Annotated in this window: 14 protein-coding genes; 12 read left to right on the forward strand and 2 right to left on the reverse strand. The window is 41.6% G+C overall.

Features of this window, described 5'->3' with window-relative positions; all coding sequences use genetic code 11:
* Positions 1-47: 47 nt before the first annotated feature.
* On the forward strand, positions 48-1,451 hold the full coding sequence (locus tag VUI23_RS02990) for a GntP family permease (protein ID WP_342806760.1): 1,404 nt from the start codon (positions 48-50) through the stop codon (positions 1,449-1,451).
* Between the two features lie 19 nt (positions 1,452-1,470).
* Here the strand turns inward: VUI23_RS02990 and VUI23_RS02995 are convergent, their stop codons facing one another.
* Together VUI23_RS02995 and typA are read right to left on the reverse strand one after the other, a co-directional pair.
* Positions 1,471-2,034 carry a GNAT family protein gene (locus VUI23_RS02995; RefSeq protein ID WP_216049671.1) on the reverse strand — a complete coding sequence of 188 codons (564 nt, stop codon included), beginning with the start codon at positions 2,032-2,034 and terminating at the stop codon, positions 1,471-1,473.
* Positions 2,035-2,176: 142 nt separating this feature from the next.
* Positions 2,177-4,003, reverse strand: coding sequence for a translational GTPase TypA (gene typA / locus VUI23_RS03000; RefSeq protein WP_342806762.1), 1,827 nt, complete (start codon positions 4,001-4,003; stop codon positions 2,177-2,179).
* A gap of 543 nt (positions 4,004-4,546) precedes the next feature.
* On the opposite strand from typA, the gene VUI23_RS03005 reads away from it, so the two are divergent.
* From VUI23_RS03005 to VUI23_RS03055, 11 genes are all read left to right on the forward strand, one after another.
* Positions 4,547-6,013, forward strand: coding sequence for a NarK family nitrate/nitrite MFS transporter (locus VUI23_RS03005; RefSeq protein WP_303501204.1), 1,467 nt, complete (start codon positions 4,547-4,549; stop codon positions 6,011-6,013).
* A gap of 34 nt (positions 6,014-6,047) precedes the next feature.
* On the forward strand, positions 6,048-7,775 hold the full coding sequence (locus VUI23_RS03010; RefSeq protein ID WP_342806764.1) for a bifunctional protein-serine/threonine kinase/phosphatase: 1,728 nt from the start codon (positions 6,048-6,050) through the stop codon (positions 7,773-7,775).
* 314 nt (positions 7,776-8,089) lie between these two features.
* Positions 8,090-10,690: a nitrite reductase large subunit NirB gene (gene nirB, locus VUI23_RS03015; RefSeq protein WP_342806766.1), complete on the forward strand. Its 2,601-nt coding sequence runs from the start codon at positions 8,090-8,092 to the stop codon at positions 10,688-10,690.
* Positions 10,691-10,696: 6 nt separating this feature from the next.
* Positions 10,697-11,044, forward strand: coding sequence for a nitrite reductase small subunit NirD (nirD, locus tag VUI23_RS03020; protein WP_216049676.1), 348 nt, complete (start codon positions 10,697-10,699; stop codon positions 11,042-11,044).
* On the forward strand, positions 11,045-13,867 hold the full coding sequence (locus VUI23_RS03025; protein WP_342806768.1) for a molybdopterin-dependent oxidoreductase: 2,823 nt from the start codon (positions 11,045-11,047) through the stop codon (positions 13,865-13,867). It abuts the gene before it with no gap.
* A gap of 80 nt (positions 13,868-13,947) precedes the next feature.
* Positions 13,948-14,997 (forward strand): glycosyl transferase family protein, encoded by a 1,050-nt coding sequence (locus VUI23_RS03030; RefSeq protein WP_342806770.1) that lies wholly within the window; start codon positions 13,948-13,950, stop codon positions 14,995-14,997.
* A gap of 172 nt (positions 14,998-15,169) precedes the next feature.
* Entirely contained in the window at positions 15,170-15,784 is a 615-nt protein-coding gene (locus VUI23_RS03035) for an ANTAR domain-containing protein (protein ID WP_303501211.1), read from the forward strand.
* 8 nt (positions 15,785-15,792) lie between these two features.
* A complete protein-coding gene (locus VUI23_RS03040; protein ID WP_342806772.1) occupies positions 15,793-16,881 on the forward strand; it encodes a CmpA/NrtA family ABC transporter substrate-binding protein in 1,089 nt (362 codons plus the stop codon).
* 390 nt (positions 16,882-17,271) lie between these two features.
* The gene (locus tag VUI23_RS03045) at positions 17,272-18,615 is read left to right on the forward strand and encodes a CmpA/NrtA family ABC transporter substrate-binding protein (RefSeq protein ID WP_342808236.1); all 1,344 of its coding nucleotides are present in this window, start codon (positions 17,272-17,274) and stop codon (positions 18,613-18,615) included.
* A 57-nt stretch (positions 18,616-18,672) separates the two neighbouring features.
* On the forward strand, positions 18,673-19,638 hold the full coding sequence (locus VUI23_RS03050; RefSeq protein WP_252729346.1) for an ABC transporter permease: 966 nt from the start codon (positions 18,673-18,675) through the stop codon (positions 19,636-19,638).
* 13 nt (positions 19,639-19,651) lie between these two features.
* Positions 19,652-20,518 (forward strand): ABC transporter ATP-binding protein, encoded by an 867-nt coding sequence (locus VUI23_RS03055; protein ID WP_216049682.1) that lies wholly within the window; start codon positions 19,652-19,654, stop codon positions 20,516-20,518.
* Positions 20,519-20,558: the final 40 nt, after the last annotated feature.

Consider the following 20,558-nt stretch of genomic DNA (forward strand, 5'->3'; position numbering starts at 1 on the left):
CGAAAGCGAAACTTGAAATAAACCTGTTTATTGTGACAAGGTAGCGCATGACACAATGGTTGGTTTTTTGGTATATGGATATATTAGCGCCCGCTCAATCCTCAGTTTATTTGCTAACAGTCGCAGTCCTTTCAGTTCTAACGCTATTAATTCTCATTGTTAAATTTCGAATTCACGCTTTCATAGCGTTGATTCTAGTAAGCATAGTTACAGCAATCGCCGCCGGTATACCATCTGAAAAACTACTTTCAACACTAACCCAAGGTTTTGGTGGGACATTAGCGTCTATCGCGTTATTGGTTGGTTTGGGGGCCATGATTGGGAAAATCCTTGAGCATAGTGGTGGTGCAACGATTTTGGCGGACACATTAATAACTCGGTTCGGCGAGAAAAGAGCGCCTTTAGCTTTAGGTATTGCATCTCTTTTGTTTGGTTTTCCGATCTTTTTTGATGCCGGTCTAATAGTGTTAATGCCGATTATCTTTAGTGTGGCAAAACGTTTCTCTGGATCTCTATTAGTCTACGCGCTGCCCTGCGCTGGCGCATTTGCAGTAATGCATGCTTTTGTACCGCCTCATCCAGGACCTGTAGCTGCATCCGGATTTTTAGGAGCTGATATTGGGCTTCTTCTCATTGTAGGTTTAGCAATTGCGATACCAACCTGGTATTTAGGCGCATATCTGTTTGCTTTGTATTGTGGAAAAAAGTTTCATATTCCTATTGATAACGACTTATTTGGACAAAACACGCCAGCAGACAATAGTTCATACCCTAGATTTAGCACAGTACTGTTCATATTATTGTTGCCGGTTGTTTTAATTTCGTTTAATACCGTTTTAAGTACTTTAATAGTCGCAGGCTTAATAAATAGTGAGCACCAACTTTCTCATGTGTTTATCATTATAGGGCAGACACCTATTGCTTTACTTATCACCCTGCTTAGTTGCTTAATTATATTTTCAAAGCAGTACGGTGCAGAAAAATTAGAGCAATTATGCGCAGAGTCATTAGCACCTATATGCGCAATAATCTTAGTAACAGGTGCAGGAGGAATGTTTGGTGGTGTGCTAAGAGCCAGTGGGATTGGAGATTCACTCGCCTCCATATTAGCTGATACGGGTATGCCATTAATAGTCGCTGCTTTTTTAATTGCAGCCAGTTTGAGAGTGGCCCAAGGATCGGCAACTGTCGCCCTAACTACCACCGCTGCATTAGTTGCGCCTATTGTCACTGTAGCCCCTGATTTAAGCTCCTTAGATTTATGCTTTATTGTTATTTCAATCGCCGGTGGTTCAACAGTGCTTTCGCATTTTAATGACTCAGGTTTTTGGCTAGTGAGTCGTCTTTTAAACATGGATGTGAAAACAACACTTAAAACCTGGACCGTGATGGAAACGCTGCTAGGGACTATCGCATTTCTTTTCGCTTGGATATTGAGTTTGATTTTTTAGCCCAAGAATTATCATGGCTTTAATTATCAGGGCGATCTTCACGCAATAGACCGTACATATTCATATCGTGGAAATCGTCGTTCCAATAACATTTTCCGCGCAATGTACCCTCTAATTTAAACCCTAGTTTGGTTAGCAATGAGCCTGAAGGAATGTTTGAAGGCAAAGCCAAAGCTTCTATTCGATGCACGTAGAAATGGAAATCAGGGGAAAATACAAAGTCAACAACTCGTTTTACGGCTTCACTAGCAAACCCTTTTCCCCAATTTCTCTGACTAATTTCGTATCCGATAACGGCACTATGGTCATACTTATTCCAATGGGTAAAGCCACAAGAACCAATATATTCACCACTTTGCTTACTGCGAATCGCCCAGCGAATACCACTGTCGCTAGTGAATCTTGAATCAAAATACTCTACTAACCTATCGGCTTCTTGAATGTTTTTAAACAATTCAACGTCATAATGTTCCACAACTTTTGGGTCTGAGAAGACCTCAAAAATAGATTGTCTGTCCAATTTAGTTAATTGATCTAATCTAAGTCGTTGTGTTTCAAATACTGGGAATGTTCTATTTTGCATTCATTATGTCTAAGTGGTTAGAAAATCTGGTAGTTATTATTAACTATATACAGGAATATGCAACGTAGTCGGCCTTGTACTTAAAACGATGATACAAAAAAGCCGGCATAATCAGCCGGCTTTTTTAAGTATTAACTAACTACTATGATTCTTTACTGCGACCAGCGCGTTTTCTTTCATTTTCAGTTAGTAATTTTTTACGGATACGGATGCTAACAGGAGTCACTTCTACCAATTCATCGTTATCGATAAACTCAAGAGCTTGCTCTAGAGACATTTTAATTGGCGGAACTAGTGTTTGTGCTTCATCAGTACCAGATGCACGAACGTTAGTTAATTGCTTACCTTTAAGTGCGTTTACCGTAAGGTCGTTATCACGACTGTGAATACCGATAACCATACCTTCATAAACTTCTACACCGTGACCGATAAATAAACGACCACGTTCTTGAAGGTTAAATAAAGCATTGGTTAATGCTTTACCTGTTGCATTGGCAATCAATACGCCATTCTTACGTTGACCAATTGAGCCACCTTTATGCGGTCCGTAATGATCGAATGTGTGATAAATCAAACCTGAGCCTGAAGTCATCGTCATAAAGTCAGTTTGGAATCCAATTAATCCGCGGCTAGGGATCATAAAGTCCATACGAATACGTCCTTTTCCATCAGGAGACATATTAGTAAGTTCACCTTTACGAAGTCCAATTTGTTCCATCACTGAACCTTGATGCTCTTCTTCAGCATCAATAGTTAATGTTTCAAATGGTTCGTGAATTTCGCCATCAATTTCTCTCAAAATTACTTCAGGGCGAGAAACCGCTAATTCGTAACCTTCACGACGCATATTTTCAATCAATATACCCAAATGTAGCTCACCACGTCCTGAAACACGGAATTTATCCGGATCTTCAGTTTCTTCTACTTTTAACGCTACGTTATGAATTAATTCATTTTGTAAACGCTCAAGAATATTACGAGAAGTAACGTACTTACCTTCTTTACCCGCAAATGGAGAAGTATTAACTTGGAAAGTCATGGTTACTGTAGGTTCATCTACAGATAACTGCGGTAAAGCTTCTACAGCATTTGGATCACAAATGGTGTCAGAGATTTTTAACTCGCCTAAACCGGTAATTGCAATGATGTCACCAGCTTGTGCTGAATCAACTTCATGTCTTTGTAAACCAAGGTAACCTTGTACCTGACCTACTTTACCGTTGCGCTTAGTGCCATCAGCCATAACAATAGTGACTTGCTGATTTGGTTTAACTGCACCGCGAGTTACGCGACCAACCCCGATAACACCTACATATGAGTTGTAATCAAGTTGAGAAATCTGCATTTGGAACGGGCCTTCAGGATCTGCATCAGGCGCTTCTACTACATCAACGATTGTTTGGAACAAATCCGTCATGTCTTCAGCTTGCCTGTCTGCTTCTCTTGTTGCCCAACCATTAAGTGCTGATGCATAAACTACTTGGAAGTCTAACTGATCATCAGTTGCGCCAAGGTTATCGAACAAGTCAAATACTTGATCCATTACCCAATCAGGACGAGCACCTGGTTTGTCAATTTTATTGATTACTACGATTGGCTTCAAACCTTGAGCGAAAGCTTTTTGTGTCACAAAACGAGTTTGCGGCATTGGACCTTCTTGGGCATCTACTAATAGAAGTACAGAATCAGCCATCGACATAACACGCTCTACTTCACCACCGAAGTCGGCGTGTCCAGGAGTGTCAACGATATTAATACGGTAATCATTCCAGTTAATTGCTGTGTTTTTTGCAAGTATGGTAATTCCACGTTCTTTTTCAATATCGTTAGAATCCATAACGCGCTCTTCAGCTTCGCCTCGGCTTTCCAAGGTGCCTGACTGTTGCAACAACTTGTCAACCAAGGTTGTTTTTCCGTGGTCAACGTGTGCAATAATTGCAATGTTTCTTAATTTACTAATATCTTTCATTTTGTTCGGTAAGCCTGTACTTTTAAATATGCTCTCGGATTGCCATTAATACCCAATTCTATTCACTGGGATTGCCGAGGGTTACGTTTGGGCGCGGATTATACAGGTAAATAATGAGCAGCGCCCTATTTATTTGTGATATTGAGCAAGTAACTGCCCCTTCCCCCTACTTATCTTAGGTATTTGTAAATTCGCTGTGGCTTAATCTTAGAAATCCACCTGTCGATACAAGCATTTAAAATCACCTAAACCGTGCGCTGTTGCACCAAAACGAATAGTAAGCTCTCTTTTGATATTACTTGTTTTACAATTAAGTATTTGAATTTATGAAATTAAATTTGTTTTTCATTGTTGGATTGATTATTGCTTGGTTAACTAAAACGCAAAAATACAGATCTATTGCGAAACCAACAAATTAACGTCATCTACAAAGTTGTCTGATGAACGTTAGGCAATGAAGCCCGCACAATTTTCCGATAATTGGAAAGTTGAGTGGGTTTTTTTTTGTTCAATGAAAGGTTAAACCTGTTAGGCGAAATAAAAATGAATGCGGAAAAATTTAATCTAGTGTCTTTTACCGGCAAAATGAAAACCTTGCATCTATCTTGGATGGCTTTTTTTATCACCTTTGTAGTTTGGTTTAACATGGCGCCACTCAAAGAAGCTATCGTCGACGGCGTAGGATTAACATTAAGTGAATGGAAAACACTGTTAATCATCAACGTTGCCTTAACCATACCTGCTAGAGTGTTAATTGGTTCATTAACCGACAAGTTTGGCCCAAGGCTGGTGTATTCTGCATTGCTGGCTATTTGTGCTATCCCCTGTTTTGCGTTTGCCCTAGCCAATAGCTTCGAACAATTGTTAATTGCCCGGTTTGCCATGGGATGTATTGGTGCTGGTTTCGTTGTTGGTATTCGCATGGTAAGTGAGTGGTTTCCTCCGAAAGAGTTGGGTACCGCAGAAGGCGTATATGGTGGTTGGGGGAACTTCGGTTCAGCCGCAGCGGCTTTTTCATTACCCACCATTGCATTGCTGTTCGGAGGCGAGGATGGATGGCGTTATGCCATTGGTATTACCGGTGTTTTGAGTTTGATTTTTAGTGTTATTTATTACAAAAACACCACAGACACACCCAAAGGTTCAACTTATTTTCGTCCCAAAAACCTTGGCGGATTAGAAGTCACTAGTGTCAAAGATTTCTATTTTTTATTAGTTATGAAAACGCCAATGTATTTGGCCTTAGCTTTACTTAACTGGAAGCTTTCACCAAGTGGCGTTTCTTTATTAAGCCACGACGTGGTAACCCTGTTGTATTTGAGTCTTGTCGCACTCTATATATTTGACGTATATAAAACCTATCAAGTAAATAAAGATATTTTTGTTACTCCTGTACCTGATATTCACAAGTATGAATTTAAACAAGTTGCGGTGCTGAATATATTGTACTTTGCCACTTTTGGTTCTGAATTAGCTGTGGTTTCGATGTTACCGGCATTTTTTGCCGATACATTCACATTAAATATGGCGACTGCCGGACTATTAGCAGGTATGTATGCATTTATGAATTTAATGTCTCGGCCTGGTGGTGGGTTAATTTCTGACAAATTTGGTCGTAAACCAACATTGTTGATTCTTACCGCAGGCTTAGCTCTGGGATATTTTGCAATGAGTTTTATTGATGCTACGTGGCCAATCTGGTTAGCTGTTGTGGTCGTCATGGCATGTTCCTTCTTTGTGCAATCTGGTGAAGGCGCGGTTTTTGCTGTGGTTCCTCTGATTAAACGTCGCCTAACTGGACAAATTGCGGGTATGACAGGGGCCTATGGTAACGTTGGTGCCGTTGTATATTTAACGGTTTACTCTCTTGTCGACACGTCAACCTTCTTCATTGTGATTGCTTCTACGGCTGTGTTGGGCTTCGTAGCATTACTGTTTATGAAAGAGCCTAGCGGTACAATTACTGAAGTCAGAGAAGATGGTAGTGTCGAACTGATAAACGTCACATAATATGAATCGTTCTATTTAATTCAGGTATTTTAGCTTGGAAAAACTTCACCTTGAATTTGGTGGTTATTCAACGGCTGGTGTGAAAACGGAAAATCAGGATGCGTTTGCAGCCTGGTTGCCAGTGGGTGCTGAATTAACGAGCAAAGGAGCTGTCGCAACCATCGCTGACGGTGTTAGCTCGTGCAGCAGGGCAAAAGAAGCCGCTATAACCTGCGCTACTAATTTCATACAGGATTACCGTCAAACCCCAGAAACGTGGACGGTAAAAAGGGCCGCTACGCAAGTTTTACAAGGTTTGAATCGTTGGTGCGCAGGCCAACATGAGTATGCTTTAGGTGACCATAGTCAAATGGTCACTACTTTTAGCGCATTAATCTTCAAGTCTACCACTGGTTTCCTATTTCATGCTGGCGATAGTCGAATTTGTCGACTGCAGCAGGGGGATTTTGAGCGACTTTCTACCGATCATCATGCTCGGTTTGGCAACAAAAAAGTATTAAGTCGTGCCATTGGTATTGAAGCTAATCTCGATGTGGATTTTCGTACCTTTGAGCTCAACAAAGATGACCTTTTTATCTTGTCAACCGACGGTGTGCATGAGTTTATTAGTTCAAAACAAATACAGCTGCTACTCAATCAATGGTTGGCAGAACCAAAAATTGATTTAGAAGACCTCGCCAGAAGCATCGTTGAATTAGCGATTGAAGCCGGTAGTGACGACAATCTAAGTTGTTTGTTGGTTAAAGTTGCTGAACTGCCTCATGCCGACATCAACGAATATCATCGTCAACTTACTCGATTAGCGATGCCGCCTGCGCTAAAAGAGGGGATGAAGCTTGAGGGATATCGGGTACTGGAACAGGTTTTCAATGGCACACGAAGTAGCTTGTATAAAGTTATTAAGGAAGACACGCAAGAACTGTTTTGTTTAAAAACCCCTTCTCAATATTTTGTTGATGATCCCAACTATTTAAGCGGTTTTTTACGAGAAGAGTGGATAGGTCAAAAACTCCAACACGTAAATATTATGCGCATAAACCCGCGTCCAGATAACGCTAAATTTATGTATCACATTTGTGAGTTTATTGAAGGGCAAACTTTGCGCCAATGGCTGCTAGATAATCCGTCTGCATCCATTGTTGAAGTCAGAAGTATAATGAAGCAGCTAATAGCAGCACTTCGCATTTTTCAACGACAAGATATGGTTCATCGTGATATTAAACCGGAAAATGTGATGATTACCAAAACGGGCGAGGTTAAGTTAATCGATTTCGGTACGGTTTATGTTGGTGCAATGGCGGAAACTCAAGCTTTGCAAGAAGAGAGTGTACCTGTGGGGTCGGTGAACTATATCGCTCCAGAATATCTACTCAATAATCAATTCGATTTTCGCTCTGACTTATTTTCTGTGGCTGTCGTGTGTTTCGAAATGTTGACCGGACATTTGCCCTTTAAAGCATTTACCCCTCAATCAACAACAAAGTTAAGTGTTGATAATTGGCAGTATATTTCATTAAGGAAGTTTAGACCTGACTTGCCACAATGGTTAGATATCGCATTGGCAAAAGGTTTGGCAATTAATCCAGAGCAGCGTTATCAGGCGTTTTCGGAATTTTTTACGGATTTGTCCAAACCAAATACCACTATGCTGAGTCAAATTCAGCATCAGCCGCTAATTCAACGAAACCCACTGCGTTTATTTAAATTTATTGCCTTGGTTGAGTTCATTATCATTCTGCTCTTACTAAGTTATTTTACCTAAAAATAATATAAATTCCTTTGATGGTTATGCCCTATTTTAGTTAAAAGTTGCACCAAGAAACGGCACTAGCTGACATTAATCTGGGCTTTAAATAAACTATATTATTGATAATTATAGAATTAATTTTTTGGCCTAATAAATGCTTATCTATGTTCAGAGGTAGATTGCTGCATTTTGATTCGCTCAATCTATTACACAAAATTCAATAGCTAGCCATGGCGGTTAGTTATACCCGGCAACGAAGCCCGCAGTATCTGTTTAGCAGATACTGCGGGCTTTTTTCGTTTCTGGGGTTAATAAATTAGAGGCATATTATGACCACAAATGAACATTTAACTCGCATTGTCGTAGTCGGAAACGGAATGGTAGGACACCATTTTGTTGAGCAGCTTATTCAACAAAGTGAAGAGGTATACGGCAAAAATCGTTTTCATATTACGGTGTTATCTGCTGAACCTCGATTGGCATACGACCGTGTTCATTTATCAGAGTATTTTTCTGGCAAAACAGCGGATGAACTCTCTTTAACGAGTGCAGAACATTATCAGCAACTTGGGGTTAATTTTCAGGTTAACGCACGAGTTAATAACATCGACAAACAAGCCAAAACAGTGACTACTGAAAACGCTGAAGTCTTAACTTATGACAAGTTGATTTTAGCCACTGGCTCTTTTCCATTTGTGCCGCCAATTCCTGGCAATGATCAACCTCATTGCCTTGTTTACAGAACCATTGAAGACTTGGAAGCCATTAGTGCTTCTGCTCAAGTAAGCAAAGTTGGTGTAGTTGTTGGTGGCGGTTTGTTGGGGTTAGAAGCGGCTAATGCCCTTAAACAAGCTGGATTGAAAACCCATGTTGTGGAGTTTGCCCCACAATTAATGGCTGTCCAAGTAGACACTGGCGGTGGCCGTGTACTGAAGGACAAAATTGAAGATCTAGGGGTTGAAGTACATACTCAAAAAGCTACGCAAAGTATTGAAGCTGGCGATAGCTGTCGCTACAAAATGGTATTCGCAGACGGTGAAATCCTCGAAACCGATATGATCCTATTTTCTGCCGGAATTCGTCCCCAAGACAAGTTAGCTCGAGAATTTGGCATCGAGATCGGTGAGCGCGGCGGAATTGTAGTTAACGATCACTGTTTGACCAGCGACCCGGATATTTATGCCATTGGCGAATGTGCCCTTTGGAACAATTTTATTTTTGGTTTAGTCGCACCCGGTTACACCATGGCCAGAGCCGCAGCCAGTAATATTGTTGGTGGGGATGTGTTATTTGAAGGTGCTGACATGAGCACTAAATTAAAACTGATGGGGGTCGAAGTTGGCTCTATCGGTGATGCTCACGCCAGAGAGCATGGCGCATTAACCTACACTTATGAAGATCAAGTTACAGGCGTTTACAAAAAAATCGTTGTCAATGCTGACACCAACAAGTTAACTGGTTCTGTATTAGTAGGTGATACCAGTGATTACGATACTTTATTGCAATATGCGTTAAATGAAATTGATTTACCTGAATTCCCAGAAAGCTTAATTTTACCCTCATTCGGTGAAGGCGCTCCCACTTTAGGAGCTGATGCGCTTCCTGATACGGCAACAATTTGTTCATGTCACAACGTTACTAAAGGTGACATTGTCGCCAGCCTTGATGCTGGGGCTTGCGATTTAGCCGCTGTTAAAAGCTGCACTAAAGCCAGTACCGGATGCGGCGGTTGTGCAGCATTGCTTAAGTCGGTTACAGACAATGAGCTTGAAAAACGAGGCGTGGAAGTTAAGAAGGATATTTGTGAGCATTTTGCTTATTCACGTCAAGAGTTGTTCCATATGGTTCAAGTGGGCCAAATCAAAACCTTCGATGAATTATTGGAAAAACACGGTACCGGCTTAGGTTGTGAAATTTGTAAACCAGCAGCAGCTTCTATTTTGGCGTCTATCTGGAATGACTTTATTCTGGAAACGCCCCATGTCACTTTGCAAGATACCAACGACACTTATTTGGCCAACATGCAAAAGAACGGCACTTATTCGGTGGTTCCGCGTATCGCTGGTGGAGAAATAACCCCTGATAAACTCATTGTGCTTGGCCAAGTAGCGAAAAAATATAATTTGTACACTAAGGTGACCGGCGGACAACGAATTGACTTATTCGGTGCCAGAGTTGAACAACTTCCTCTTATTTGGGAAGAACTAATTGATGCAGGTTTTGAAACCGGTCACGCTTACGCCAAATCTCTTCGAACCGTTAAGTCATGTGTTGGCAGCACTTGGTGTCGCTACGGAGTACAAGATTCAGTTGGTCAGGCTATTGATATCGAAAACCGCTACAAAGGCCTACGCTCACCCCATAAATTGAAAATCGGCGTATCTGGCTGTACCCGCGAATGTGCCGAAGCGCAAAGTAAAGATATCGGTATTATCGCCACAGAAAACGGTTGGAATCTATATGTTTGCGGTAATGGTGGAATGAAACCACGACACGCCGACCTATTCGCTACTGATTTGGATACCGAAACGTTAATTAAATACATCGACAGGGTCTTGATGTTTTATGTGCGCACTGCAGACAGATTGCAGCGAACCTCTGTATGGATGGAAAATATGGAAGGTGGGCTTGATTATCTTAAAGAGGTAGTGATTAACGACTCACTGGGACTCGGTGCTGAACTCGAACAGCAAATGCAACACGTCGTCGATAGTTATCAATGTGAATGGAAGACGGCCATAACAGCAGAAAACTCTCGCAAACGCTTCCGTCAATTTGTGAATAGCGAAAAAACTGATAGCAGCATTATCTTTGTGGAAGAGCGTGAGCAGATTCGTCCAGCAACAGAAACTGAAGTTGATAAAATTTTAGGCACAGTGAAGCCGGTTGTTGAAACTGCTTCATCTATCAATATCGTAGAAGTGGAGTAAGGAATTATGAGCATGAGTGATAATTGGATTAACGTGTGTGAACCTAACGACTTGGTTGATAATTCCGGTGTATGTGCCCTAGTCAACGACGTACAAGTGGCAATATTCAAAATTTGTCAGGGCGATAAACTAAGTCTTTATGCCGTGAGTAATTGGGATCCTATCGGTAAAGCTAATGTCATGTACCGAGGTTTAGTGGGCTCTGTATCCAATGAACCTTTTGTCGCGTCACCATTGTATAAGCAGCGTTTTAAACTTATCTCTGGAGAGTGTATAGATGACGAAAGCGTAAAAATTGCGGTTTATCCAGCACGTATTGTTGATCAACAAGTCCAGCTTCAATTAGTGAATTAAATGAGTGCTCATATTCCGCGTAGTTCAATAGTTGCGACCGAAAACGATCGAGCTTTTGATTGTCAACCATCGCCAACACTGGCAAAAACCACATGTCCTTATTGTGGTGTCGGTTGTGGTGTCGACGTTCAGGTCGAGAAACCTGCCGACGGCGGGGAGTATCGATTAAACCAAGTGAATGGCTCCTCTGATCATCCGGCTAATTTTGGACGGTTATGTGTTAAAGGCAGTAAACTTCTAGAAACTAATGGCCTTGAAGGACGTTTATTGAGTCCTAAAATCCAAGGTCAAGATGTCGATTGGCAACAAGCTACACAGCATGTCGCTAACAAATTTAGGCAAATTATTGCTGAGCACGGACCCGGTGCTGTTGCCTTCTACGTCTCAGGTCAATTATTGACAGAAGATTACTATGTCGCCAACAAATTAATGAAAGGCTACATTGGTACCGCAAATATCGATACCAATTCACGTTTGTGCATGTCATCAGCCGTATCTGCATATAAGCGTGCGTTTGGCGCAGATGCAGTACCGTGCAATTATGAAGATTTAGAGCTTGCTGATCTTATTGTTTTTATTGGCTCTAATGCTGCTTGGACGCACCCCGTTCTATTTCAACGAATAGAACGTGCCAAAAAGCTAAATCCAGCAATGAAGATTGTCACTATTGATCCTCGCCAAACCGGCACTGGCGAGATTGCTGATCTCCACTTGGCAATAAAATCAGGTACAGACACCGCGTTATTTAATGGTTTATTACATTACTTAAAACAGCATAACAAGCTAGACCAAAATTATATCGATGCTAATACAGAAGGTTTTGATGCAGCTTTAGACTGTGCAAAACAATGGACATTAGAAAAGGTCGCGCAAGTTTGTGATATCCCTTTAATCGACGTTGCCAAGTTTTATGCTTTATTCGCAGATTCAGATAAAGCTGTATCGGCCTATACTATGGGAGTAAATCAGTCCAGCTCTGGCACCGATAAAGCTAACAGCATCATTAATTGTCATCTAGCCAGTGGCAAGTTGGGACGAGAAGGTTGTGGTCCGTTTTCCCTCACAGGACAGCCAAACGCAATGGGCGGCAGGGAAGTGGGCGGCTTGGCCAATATGCTCGCCGCGCATATGGACATCGAAAATCCGCAGCATCAACAAATCGTACAATCTTATTGGCAATCGCCAGCTATTCCAAAAACTATTGGCTTGAAAGCTGTAGATATGTTCGACGAGGTGCATAAAGGCAATATTAAGGCGATTTGGATCATGGCAACAAATCCCATGGTGAGCATGCCAAATCGAGGAAAAATAGCTAGCGCTTTGCAAAAATGTGAGTTTGTAGTGGTGTCTGATTGTGTGGCAAAAAATGACACACTAGCGATGGCCGATGTCGTGCTACCTGCTACAGGTTGGTCAGAAAAAAATGGCACAGTCACCAATTCAGAGCGGCGTATTTCTCGACAGCGGGGCATTTTATCTGCGCCAGGACTTGCCAAGCATGATTGGCAGATTATTTGTGACGTTGCTAAAGCTATGGGATTCGAACAAGGTTTTAACTATCTCAACCCATCCGAAATATTTCGTGAACACGCAGGTTTAACCGCTTATAAAAATCATGGACTCAGGGCCCTCGACTTGTCGGCTTTGCAGCACATAAGTGAAAAAGAATATGACAGATTAAAGCCGGTTCAATGGCCGATTAATGCAAACAATCGCTCTGGCACTCAACGACTATTTACCGATGGGCAGTTCTATACTGCGTCTAAAAAGGCACAATTTATTGCACTGCAACCTAAAGCCCCCGAAGTAGCTACCAGTGCGGACTTTCCATTTGTTTTAAATAGTGGTCGTATTAGAGATCAATGGCATACCATGACTCGTACTGGAAAAACAGCCGAATTGACTGGCCACATTGACCGCGCTTTTGTGCATATGCACCCCCTTGATGCCAAACAAAATGGAATATGTGATGGAGATTTCCTAGAAATAACCTCTGCCATTTCGCAAAAGCACGCACAAACTGAGCAACATAAAAAAGTCATAATGCCGGTTAAACTGCAGCCACAACAACGAACAGGGGAGTTGTTTGCGCCTATTCATTGGAGTGGCACTAATTCATCCTCTTCCGCTATCGCAGCTCTCTACTCTGATGCTTCAGATGCGGTTTCTGGCCAGCCCGAATTAAAACATTCTGCGGTGAATGTGAAGTTGTGTAACTATCCACTGCATGGTCAACTATTTACTCGAAAAAAGCTAGACCATAGGTTGTTGAATCAAGTCGCCGAATATTGGAGCGAAATTGCTATCGATCAGGGGTATTTAGTTTATTTTGCTTCAGATAATGCTGAAATGGTCTCTGAATTGCAGGTTAACTTACCATTATGCACAGAGTGGTTTTCTTCCCGGCAAAAAACGGAGCTGGGCGACAAAAGAAATATTTTCGCACTCCGCGATGGTGGTTTAGATTTAGCTCTATTTTGGGACTCCAATGCCCCGCAAATGGATGTTAATTGGATAAATAGTTTGTTGCAGCAAACGGCGTTACTAGATGAACAGAAATCGGCGTTATTGAGGGCTACACCGGATCCAGCGTTCGCTCAAGGTCGATTGATATGTAGCTGCTTCAAAGTCGGAGAAAACACCATTGTAGAGGCAATAAAGCAGGGCTGTAATTCGGTAGATAAATTAGGTGATGAACTAAAATGTGGTACTAACTGTGGTTCCTGTAAAACAGAGCTTAAGCAATTAGTTAAAAGCCATACTTATGAGGGAAATATAACTATTCTCGATGCTGAACTTAAACCTTTGCAAACCGGAACATAAAATGTATTTTATGCATCTAAATTTTAGCTCCTTGCTATCCCAGCTCGCAACGCAATAGTCGACTAAGGTACATTACTCGAATGAACGAAAATCAGGAATTTAAACATTTTATCCGGATCATTGGCAGAGGCCAGAGAGCAGGGCGTACCTTAACTCAACAAGAAGCATTTGATGCTATGACGATGGTAATCGAAGAACGTGTGACGCCTGAGCAAAAAGGGGCTTTTCTTATGTTGCTGCGAGTGAGAGAGGAGACGCCAGAGGAGTTAGCTGGTTTTACCCAAGCATTTCGACAACATACTATTGCTGGCTTAGATTCACTACATGTAGATTTAGACATGGGTTGTTACGCTGGGAAAAGACGACAGTTACCTTGGTTTTTATTGGCGGTTTTAGTATTGGCTCAACAAGGGAAACGAATTTTTCTACACGGCACTAATGAGCCGGACTCTAAACGATTATATTTGAATGAAGTGATGCCACATTTAGGTTTCAGTGTCGCAACTTCAACTCAAATGGTTGCCGAACAACTTGCCACCCTTGGATTTAGTTATATGGAATTGGAACAAGTGAATCCGCAGTTGGATAAAATAATTCAGTTACGGGCTCAATTTGGACTTCGTTCCTGCGCTAACACCTTAGCGAGAATTCTTAATCCGTCGAAAGCTAACTTTAGTTTACAAGGGGTGTTTCATCGTCAAGTAGATGAAAAACATCGTCTAACCGCGGCGTTATTAGAAGATCCAAATATGTTGTGTTTTAGAGGCGAAGGAGGCGAAATTGAATTTAATCCCGAGCGCGATGTTGCCCTACATATTTGCCGAAATACCGAACATAAAGTGATTAACGTTGAGGCATTTAACGAAAGCAGAATGACGAAACCACGACAACTCATTGCTAGTGAATTAATTGAGTTCTGGGAAGGTAAAGAAAATACTTATGCCTATGATGCAGTGATTGGAACGCTCAGTATTATGCTGGTGCTTATGGAAGACCTTGATTGGTCAGAGGCCTTGAATCAAGCGAAAGCTTTGTGGTCAATGCGCAATAAAGTATGGCCAGCAACGAGCCTGCAAAAAACAGTTGAAAATCCGTTATTTGATACAACCGGTAAACACTACGCTCATTAGTTTTGCACTCAGTTGGTGCGGTTGCACGGTTATTACATAAGTTTATGTGATTTTATTAGATGAATAATTGTAAGTAATTGAATATCTTGGTTATATATTTATGGTGTGGAGATTGCTCTTCACTCGCTTACCGATAGTAACCTCTTCAATTCAGAGCTGGAAATGAGTTTTGGTGAGTAATAAAGACAAAAAAAATGTAGCTCACAGCGCGAAGAACTTACGGATTCTGCTAATCGACGAAAATACACATCGAGCAGACTTGGTAACCGCAGCGCTGGGAAATTCTCGCTATGAAATTAGTCATTTAGCTAGTCCATCCGGCACTTTATTAAAGCAAGTAGACCAGTTGCAGCCGGATATTATCGTTATTGATATTGAGTCACCTAGTCGTGATATTCTGGAAAGCCTGCACACTATCAAAAATATTGATCCCAAACCTGTTGTGATGTTTTCTAGTGAAGAAGACACAGACACCATCAACCAGAGCATTGAATCTGGTGTTAGTGCATATGTGGTGGGGGATCTCGAACCCCATCGAGTGAAACCTATCTTAGATGCCGCTGTGGCTAGATTTCGAGAATTCCAAAAATTAAAAACCGAATTAATCGACACCAAACAGCAACTTACCTCTCGAAAGAATATTGACCAGGCTAAACGTATACTAATGAAAAATAAAAATATCAGTGAAGATCAAGCGTTCCATACCATGCGAAAAACGGCTATGGATACCGGTCAAAAGCTAGATGATGTGGCCAAGACCATCATTTCGATGTTTAACTCGTTGTAAAGCAAATCATGATTAAACCTGAAAAAACAAAATTAACCCTCGGATTTAGCCCCCTTACCGATTGCGCTCCTTTTGTAGTGGCAAAAAATCTCGGTTACTTCGAAAATTGGGGATTAGACGTTACTCTGCAAAAACAAAATTCTTGGGCTACGTTACGGGATAAATTACATGCAGGGATCTTGGATGCGGCACAAATGCTCGCCCCAATGCCCATTGCCAGCACTTTAGGTTTGGGAGTCTCACCCATTCATGTGGTGACACCCATGGTGTTAAGTCAAAATGGGAATGGCATTACATTGTCTGAAGCCTTGATTGAAGAAGTATTGGCGGTTAACAAAATCTTTCAATTGGCATTTCCCCTGGACGCTAAATTACTAAAAAACGTGATTGATTATCGCGTTCAAGAAAACAAAGACAAACTGTCTTTTGCGACTGTGTTTCCGTATAGCTGTCATCATTATCAACTTAAAGACTGGTTGCTCAGTGGCGGGATCAGCTTTGACGATGTGAACATCAGCGTGGTCCCACCAATTAATATGGTCGATTCCATGTTAAATGGCGACATCGATGGTTTTTGTGTTGGCGGCCCATGGAACGCAAAAGCTGTGCGTGGTAATTGCGGGGTGACAGTAGTTACTTCATCCGATATATGGCAAGACTCTCCCGAAAAAGTCCTCGGATTTCTGTCTTCTTTTGTCGAAAGCAAACCGAATACTGTTCTTGCAATTTGTGCAGCCCTAAAACAAGCCTGCAATTGGTTAGACTCTGTACCTAATCGTTTTGAAACCGCAGTGATGATGAGTCAAGAAGGATTCTTAGGGGAACCTTTGGAGATAATTACCCCATCTCTTTTAGGCAGTTGTTTAACCCAAGCTAAGCTTTCTCCACGCTCAGTGCCTTCTTATAATCAATTTTCAACTACAGTCGATGGGAATGATGTGAACAACCCTGATGTTGAGTATGGACAATGGTTATTGCAGAAAATGAAAAGTAGCGGTCAAATTCCTGACAATATAAACACTAAAGGGTGTATTGAAGGTATTTATCGTAGTGATATTTATCGCCAAATCGCGCCTCTTTTAAATGCTCTTGGTTAGTGCCAATACTAAAAAAGTGCGAGGAAAGCACTTTTATGAGGCAATTTCATAGTGCAATTTGCACTACTATGGCTTTTGAGCAGTGATACACAAACCATAGTATTTCATAAGTTATTGATAAATATAAAAAATTAAAGTTGGCATCAGTAATGCTTAGTAACGCTCGTGACAATAGCTTAAAGCAATAATAATAACCTAAGCGTTGTCCATCTAACATAATGTCACCTGACTGCAGAGTTGCAGTTATTTGATACGGCAAAGTAGCCCACGTGAACTTCAAGTTTTTGGAGTTGACGTGGGTTTTTTTTTGGAAAAAATTCGGAGTAGATTATGTCTTTAACAAAATGGTCGGGTGCAGTTATCAAGTTGGTATCATCGATTCGAAAAACCATGATTTTGGCCCCTATCGCCGTGGTGATTGGCAGCACAAGTTTGCATGCTCAGGAAGTGGGTTACCCAGAAAAAGAAGAGCTGAAATTTGGATTCATTAAGTTAACTGATATGGCGCCGCTCGCCATAGCCTACGAAAAGCGATTTTTCGAGGATGAAGGGTTATATGTCACTTTAGAAGCGCAAGCAAATTGGAAAGTTTTGCTCGACAGAGTCATTGATGGACAATTGGACGGCGCGCATATGTTAGCGGGTCAGCCATTAGGGGCGACTATCGGCTTTGGTACTCAAGCCGATATTATTACTGCTTTCAGTATGGATTTAAATGGCAACGCCATTACTGTTTCCAATGACATTTGGAAACAAATGAAACCCCATATTCCCCATGAAAATGGTAAACCTGTGCATCCGATTAAAGCCGATGCTTTGAAGCCGGTAATTGATGGTTTTAAAAATGCCGGTAAACCTTTCAACATAGGGATGGTATTCCCCGTATCCACGCACAACTATGAGCTTCGTTATTGGTTAGCTGCCGGTAATATTCACCCTGGTTATTATGCGCCCCATAAAGGCGACACCAGTGGGCAGATTAACGCAGACGCTTTACTTTCGGTAACGCCTCCACCACAAATGCCTGCCACAATGGAAGCTGGAACAATTGAAGGATATTGCGTTGGCGAACCTTGGAATCAACAGGCTGTTTTTAAAGGTATTGGTGTTCCGGTAGTAACTGATTATGAGATTTGGAAAAACAATCCTGAGAAAGTCTTTGGTGTAAGTAAAAAATGGGCTGAGGAAAATCCGAATACTCATATCCGCGTGGTTAAAGCGATGATTCGCGCAGCCATATGGTTAGATGAAAACAATAATGCGAACCGCCCTGAAGCTGTCAAAATTCTAGCCAAGAGTGCTTATGTTGGTGCCGACGCTGAAGTAATTGCAAACAGTATGGTAGGTACTTTTGAATATGAAAAAGGCGACAAGCGAGAGGTGCCTGATTTCAATGTTTTCTTCCGTTACAACGCGACTTATCCATTCTACAGTGATGCCATATGGTACTTAACTCAAATGCGTCGTTGGGGCCAAATTAGCGAGCAAAAACCTGACTCTTGGTACAAAGATATTGCTAAGCAAGTGTATCGCCCAGACATTTACGCGCAAGCTGCAAAAGCCCTAATCGCTGAAGGCAAAGCATCAGCGAAAGACTTCCCTGAGTTTGCCACTGAAACAGGCTACAAACCGGCTCAGAAACACTTTATCGACAATATTGTGTATGACGGAACTCAGCCAAATGCTTATTTGGATAAATTCAACATTGGATTAAAAGGCAGCACTAAGCTCTAGGGCTTAAGTGATTTGACCTGACGGAGAAAGAAAATGTCGAAACAAGCAGCTATTCCTATGCTAACTGAGAAGCAAACTAGCGTTGATTTAGCAAAGCTAACAGGGTTATTAAAAACGATTATGTTGCCATTAATCGGATTGGTGTTGTTTATTGGCTTATGGAACGCTATGGCGAAAAATATTGATACCTCACTGGGGCAGTTTCCTGGCACCGCAGCTGTTTGGGAGCAAGCTACTGTGTTAGTCGATGAGCATTATGCGCAGAAAAATAAAGCCACTGAATTTTATGAACGACAACAAAAGCGCAATGCTGAACGGGTAGCGAAGGATCCCACCTATCAACCAAAAATCCGTGCTTTTACTGGCGCTCCAACGTTCTTTCAACAAATTTGGACTAGCCTTTATACGGTCATGGTTGGCTTTATTATGGCGTCGTTAATTGCGGTTCCATTAGGCATACTGTGCGGTTTAAGCAAATCTTCTTATGCGGCAATAAACCCTTTAATACAGCTATTCAAGCCGATTTCCCCCCTTGCGTGGCTGCCGCTAGTTACTATGGTGGTAAGTGCCGCATATGTGTCGGATGACCCTATGTTCTCAAAGTCTTTTATTACCTCTGCTGCAACAGTGGCGCTGTGTTGTTTATGGCCGACCTTGATTAATACTGCAGTAGGCGTGTCGAGTATTGATAAGGACTTAATCAATGTAAGTAAAGTACTGAGATTAAATCCCATACAGCATGTCTTGAAAATTGTTATGCCTTCCTCTATCCCTGCTATTTTTACTGGCTTGCGTCTTTCTCTGGGAATTGGCTGGATGGTTTTGATTGCCGCAGAGATGTTGGCGCAAAATCCGGGACTTGGAAAGTTTGTTTGGGATGAATTTCAAAATGGTAGTTCTGAATCTTTGGCTCGTATTATGGTTGCGGTACTCACTATTGGAATCATAGGTTTCATACTCGATCGATTAATGTTGCAGCTTCAGAAATGGGTAAGTTGGGACAAGTCAGCGACCTTACGCTAAAGAGGAAATTAACATGACGTTTAAACATCAACTTGAATTAACGCAAGTAGCTATAGATTTTCCTACTCCCAAAGGGCCTTTTACTGCTTTGCAAGATGTCAATCTTAAAATTCAGAAAGGTGAGTTTATATCCTTGATTGGTCATTCGGGATGCGGCAAATCGACAGTACTGAACCTCATTGCCGGACTGTATCAAGCCACAACTGGTGGAGTGATACTTGAAGGTCAGGAAGTGAATGAACCTGGTCCTGAACGGGCCGTTGTATTTCAAAATCATTCTCTTCTACCTTGGTTGTCTGCTTATAAAAATGTTGAGTTAGCGGTTAAACAAACGCGTTCTGGGCGCTCTAAAAAAGAGATTAAGGAATGGGTAGAGCACAATCTTGAATTAGTTCACATGAGTCACGCCGTTGACAAATTACCTTCTGAGATATCTGGCGGTATGAAACAGCGTGTGGGGATTGCTCGAGCTTTGGCTATGCAACCAAAAGTATTGTTAATGGATGAGCCTTTCGGAGCACTCGATGCGTTAACCCGTGCTCACCTGCAAGACTCAGTGATGGAAATTCACAACAAACTGGGAAATACCGTGATCATGATTACTCATGATGTGGACGAAGCGGTTTTACTCTCCGATCGCATCGTGATGATGACTAATGGTCCAGCTGCAACTATTGGTGAAATTTTGCAGGTTGAATTAGAGCGACCGCGAAATCGAATTGAGTTGGCTGATAATCCTCAGTACAACCACTATCGACATGAAGTACTCAAATTTTTGTATGAAAAGCAGCGAAAAGTGGAATCGGTGGACTCTCATCGAAAAAACAAAGTTAGCAGTGAACGCACTGAAAATTTGAAAACGGGTTCTGACAAAATTTAATCACATTAACCTTTAAATACCATGTAAACCAAGACCTCGA

The sequence above is a fragment of the Alteromonas sp. M12 genome (genome assembly GCF_037478005.1).
In the GTDB taxonomy this organism is placed as follows: Bacteria; Pseudomonadota; Gammaproteobacteria; order Enterobacterales; family Alteromonadaceae; genus Aliiglaciecola; species Aliiglaciecola lipolytica_A.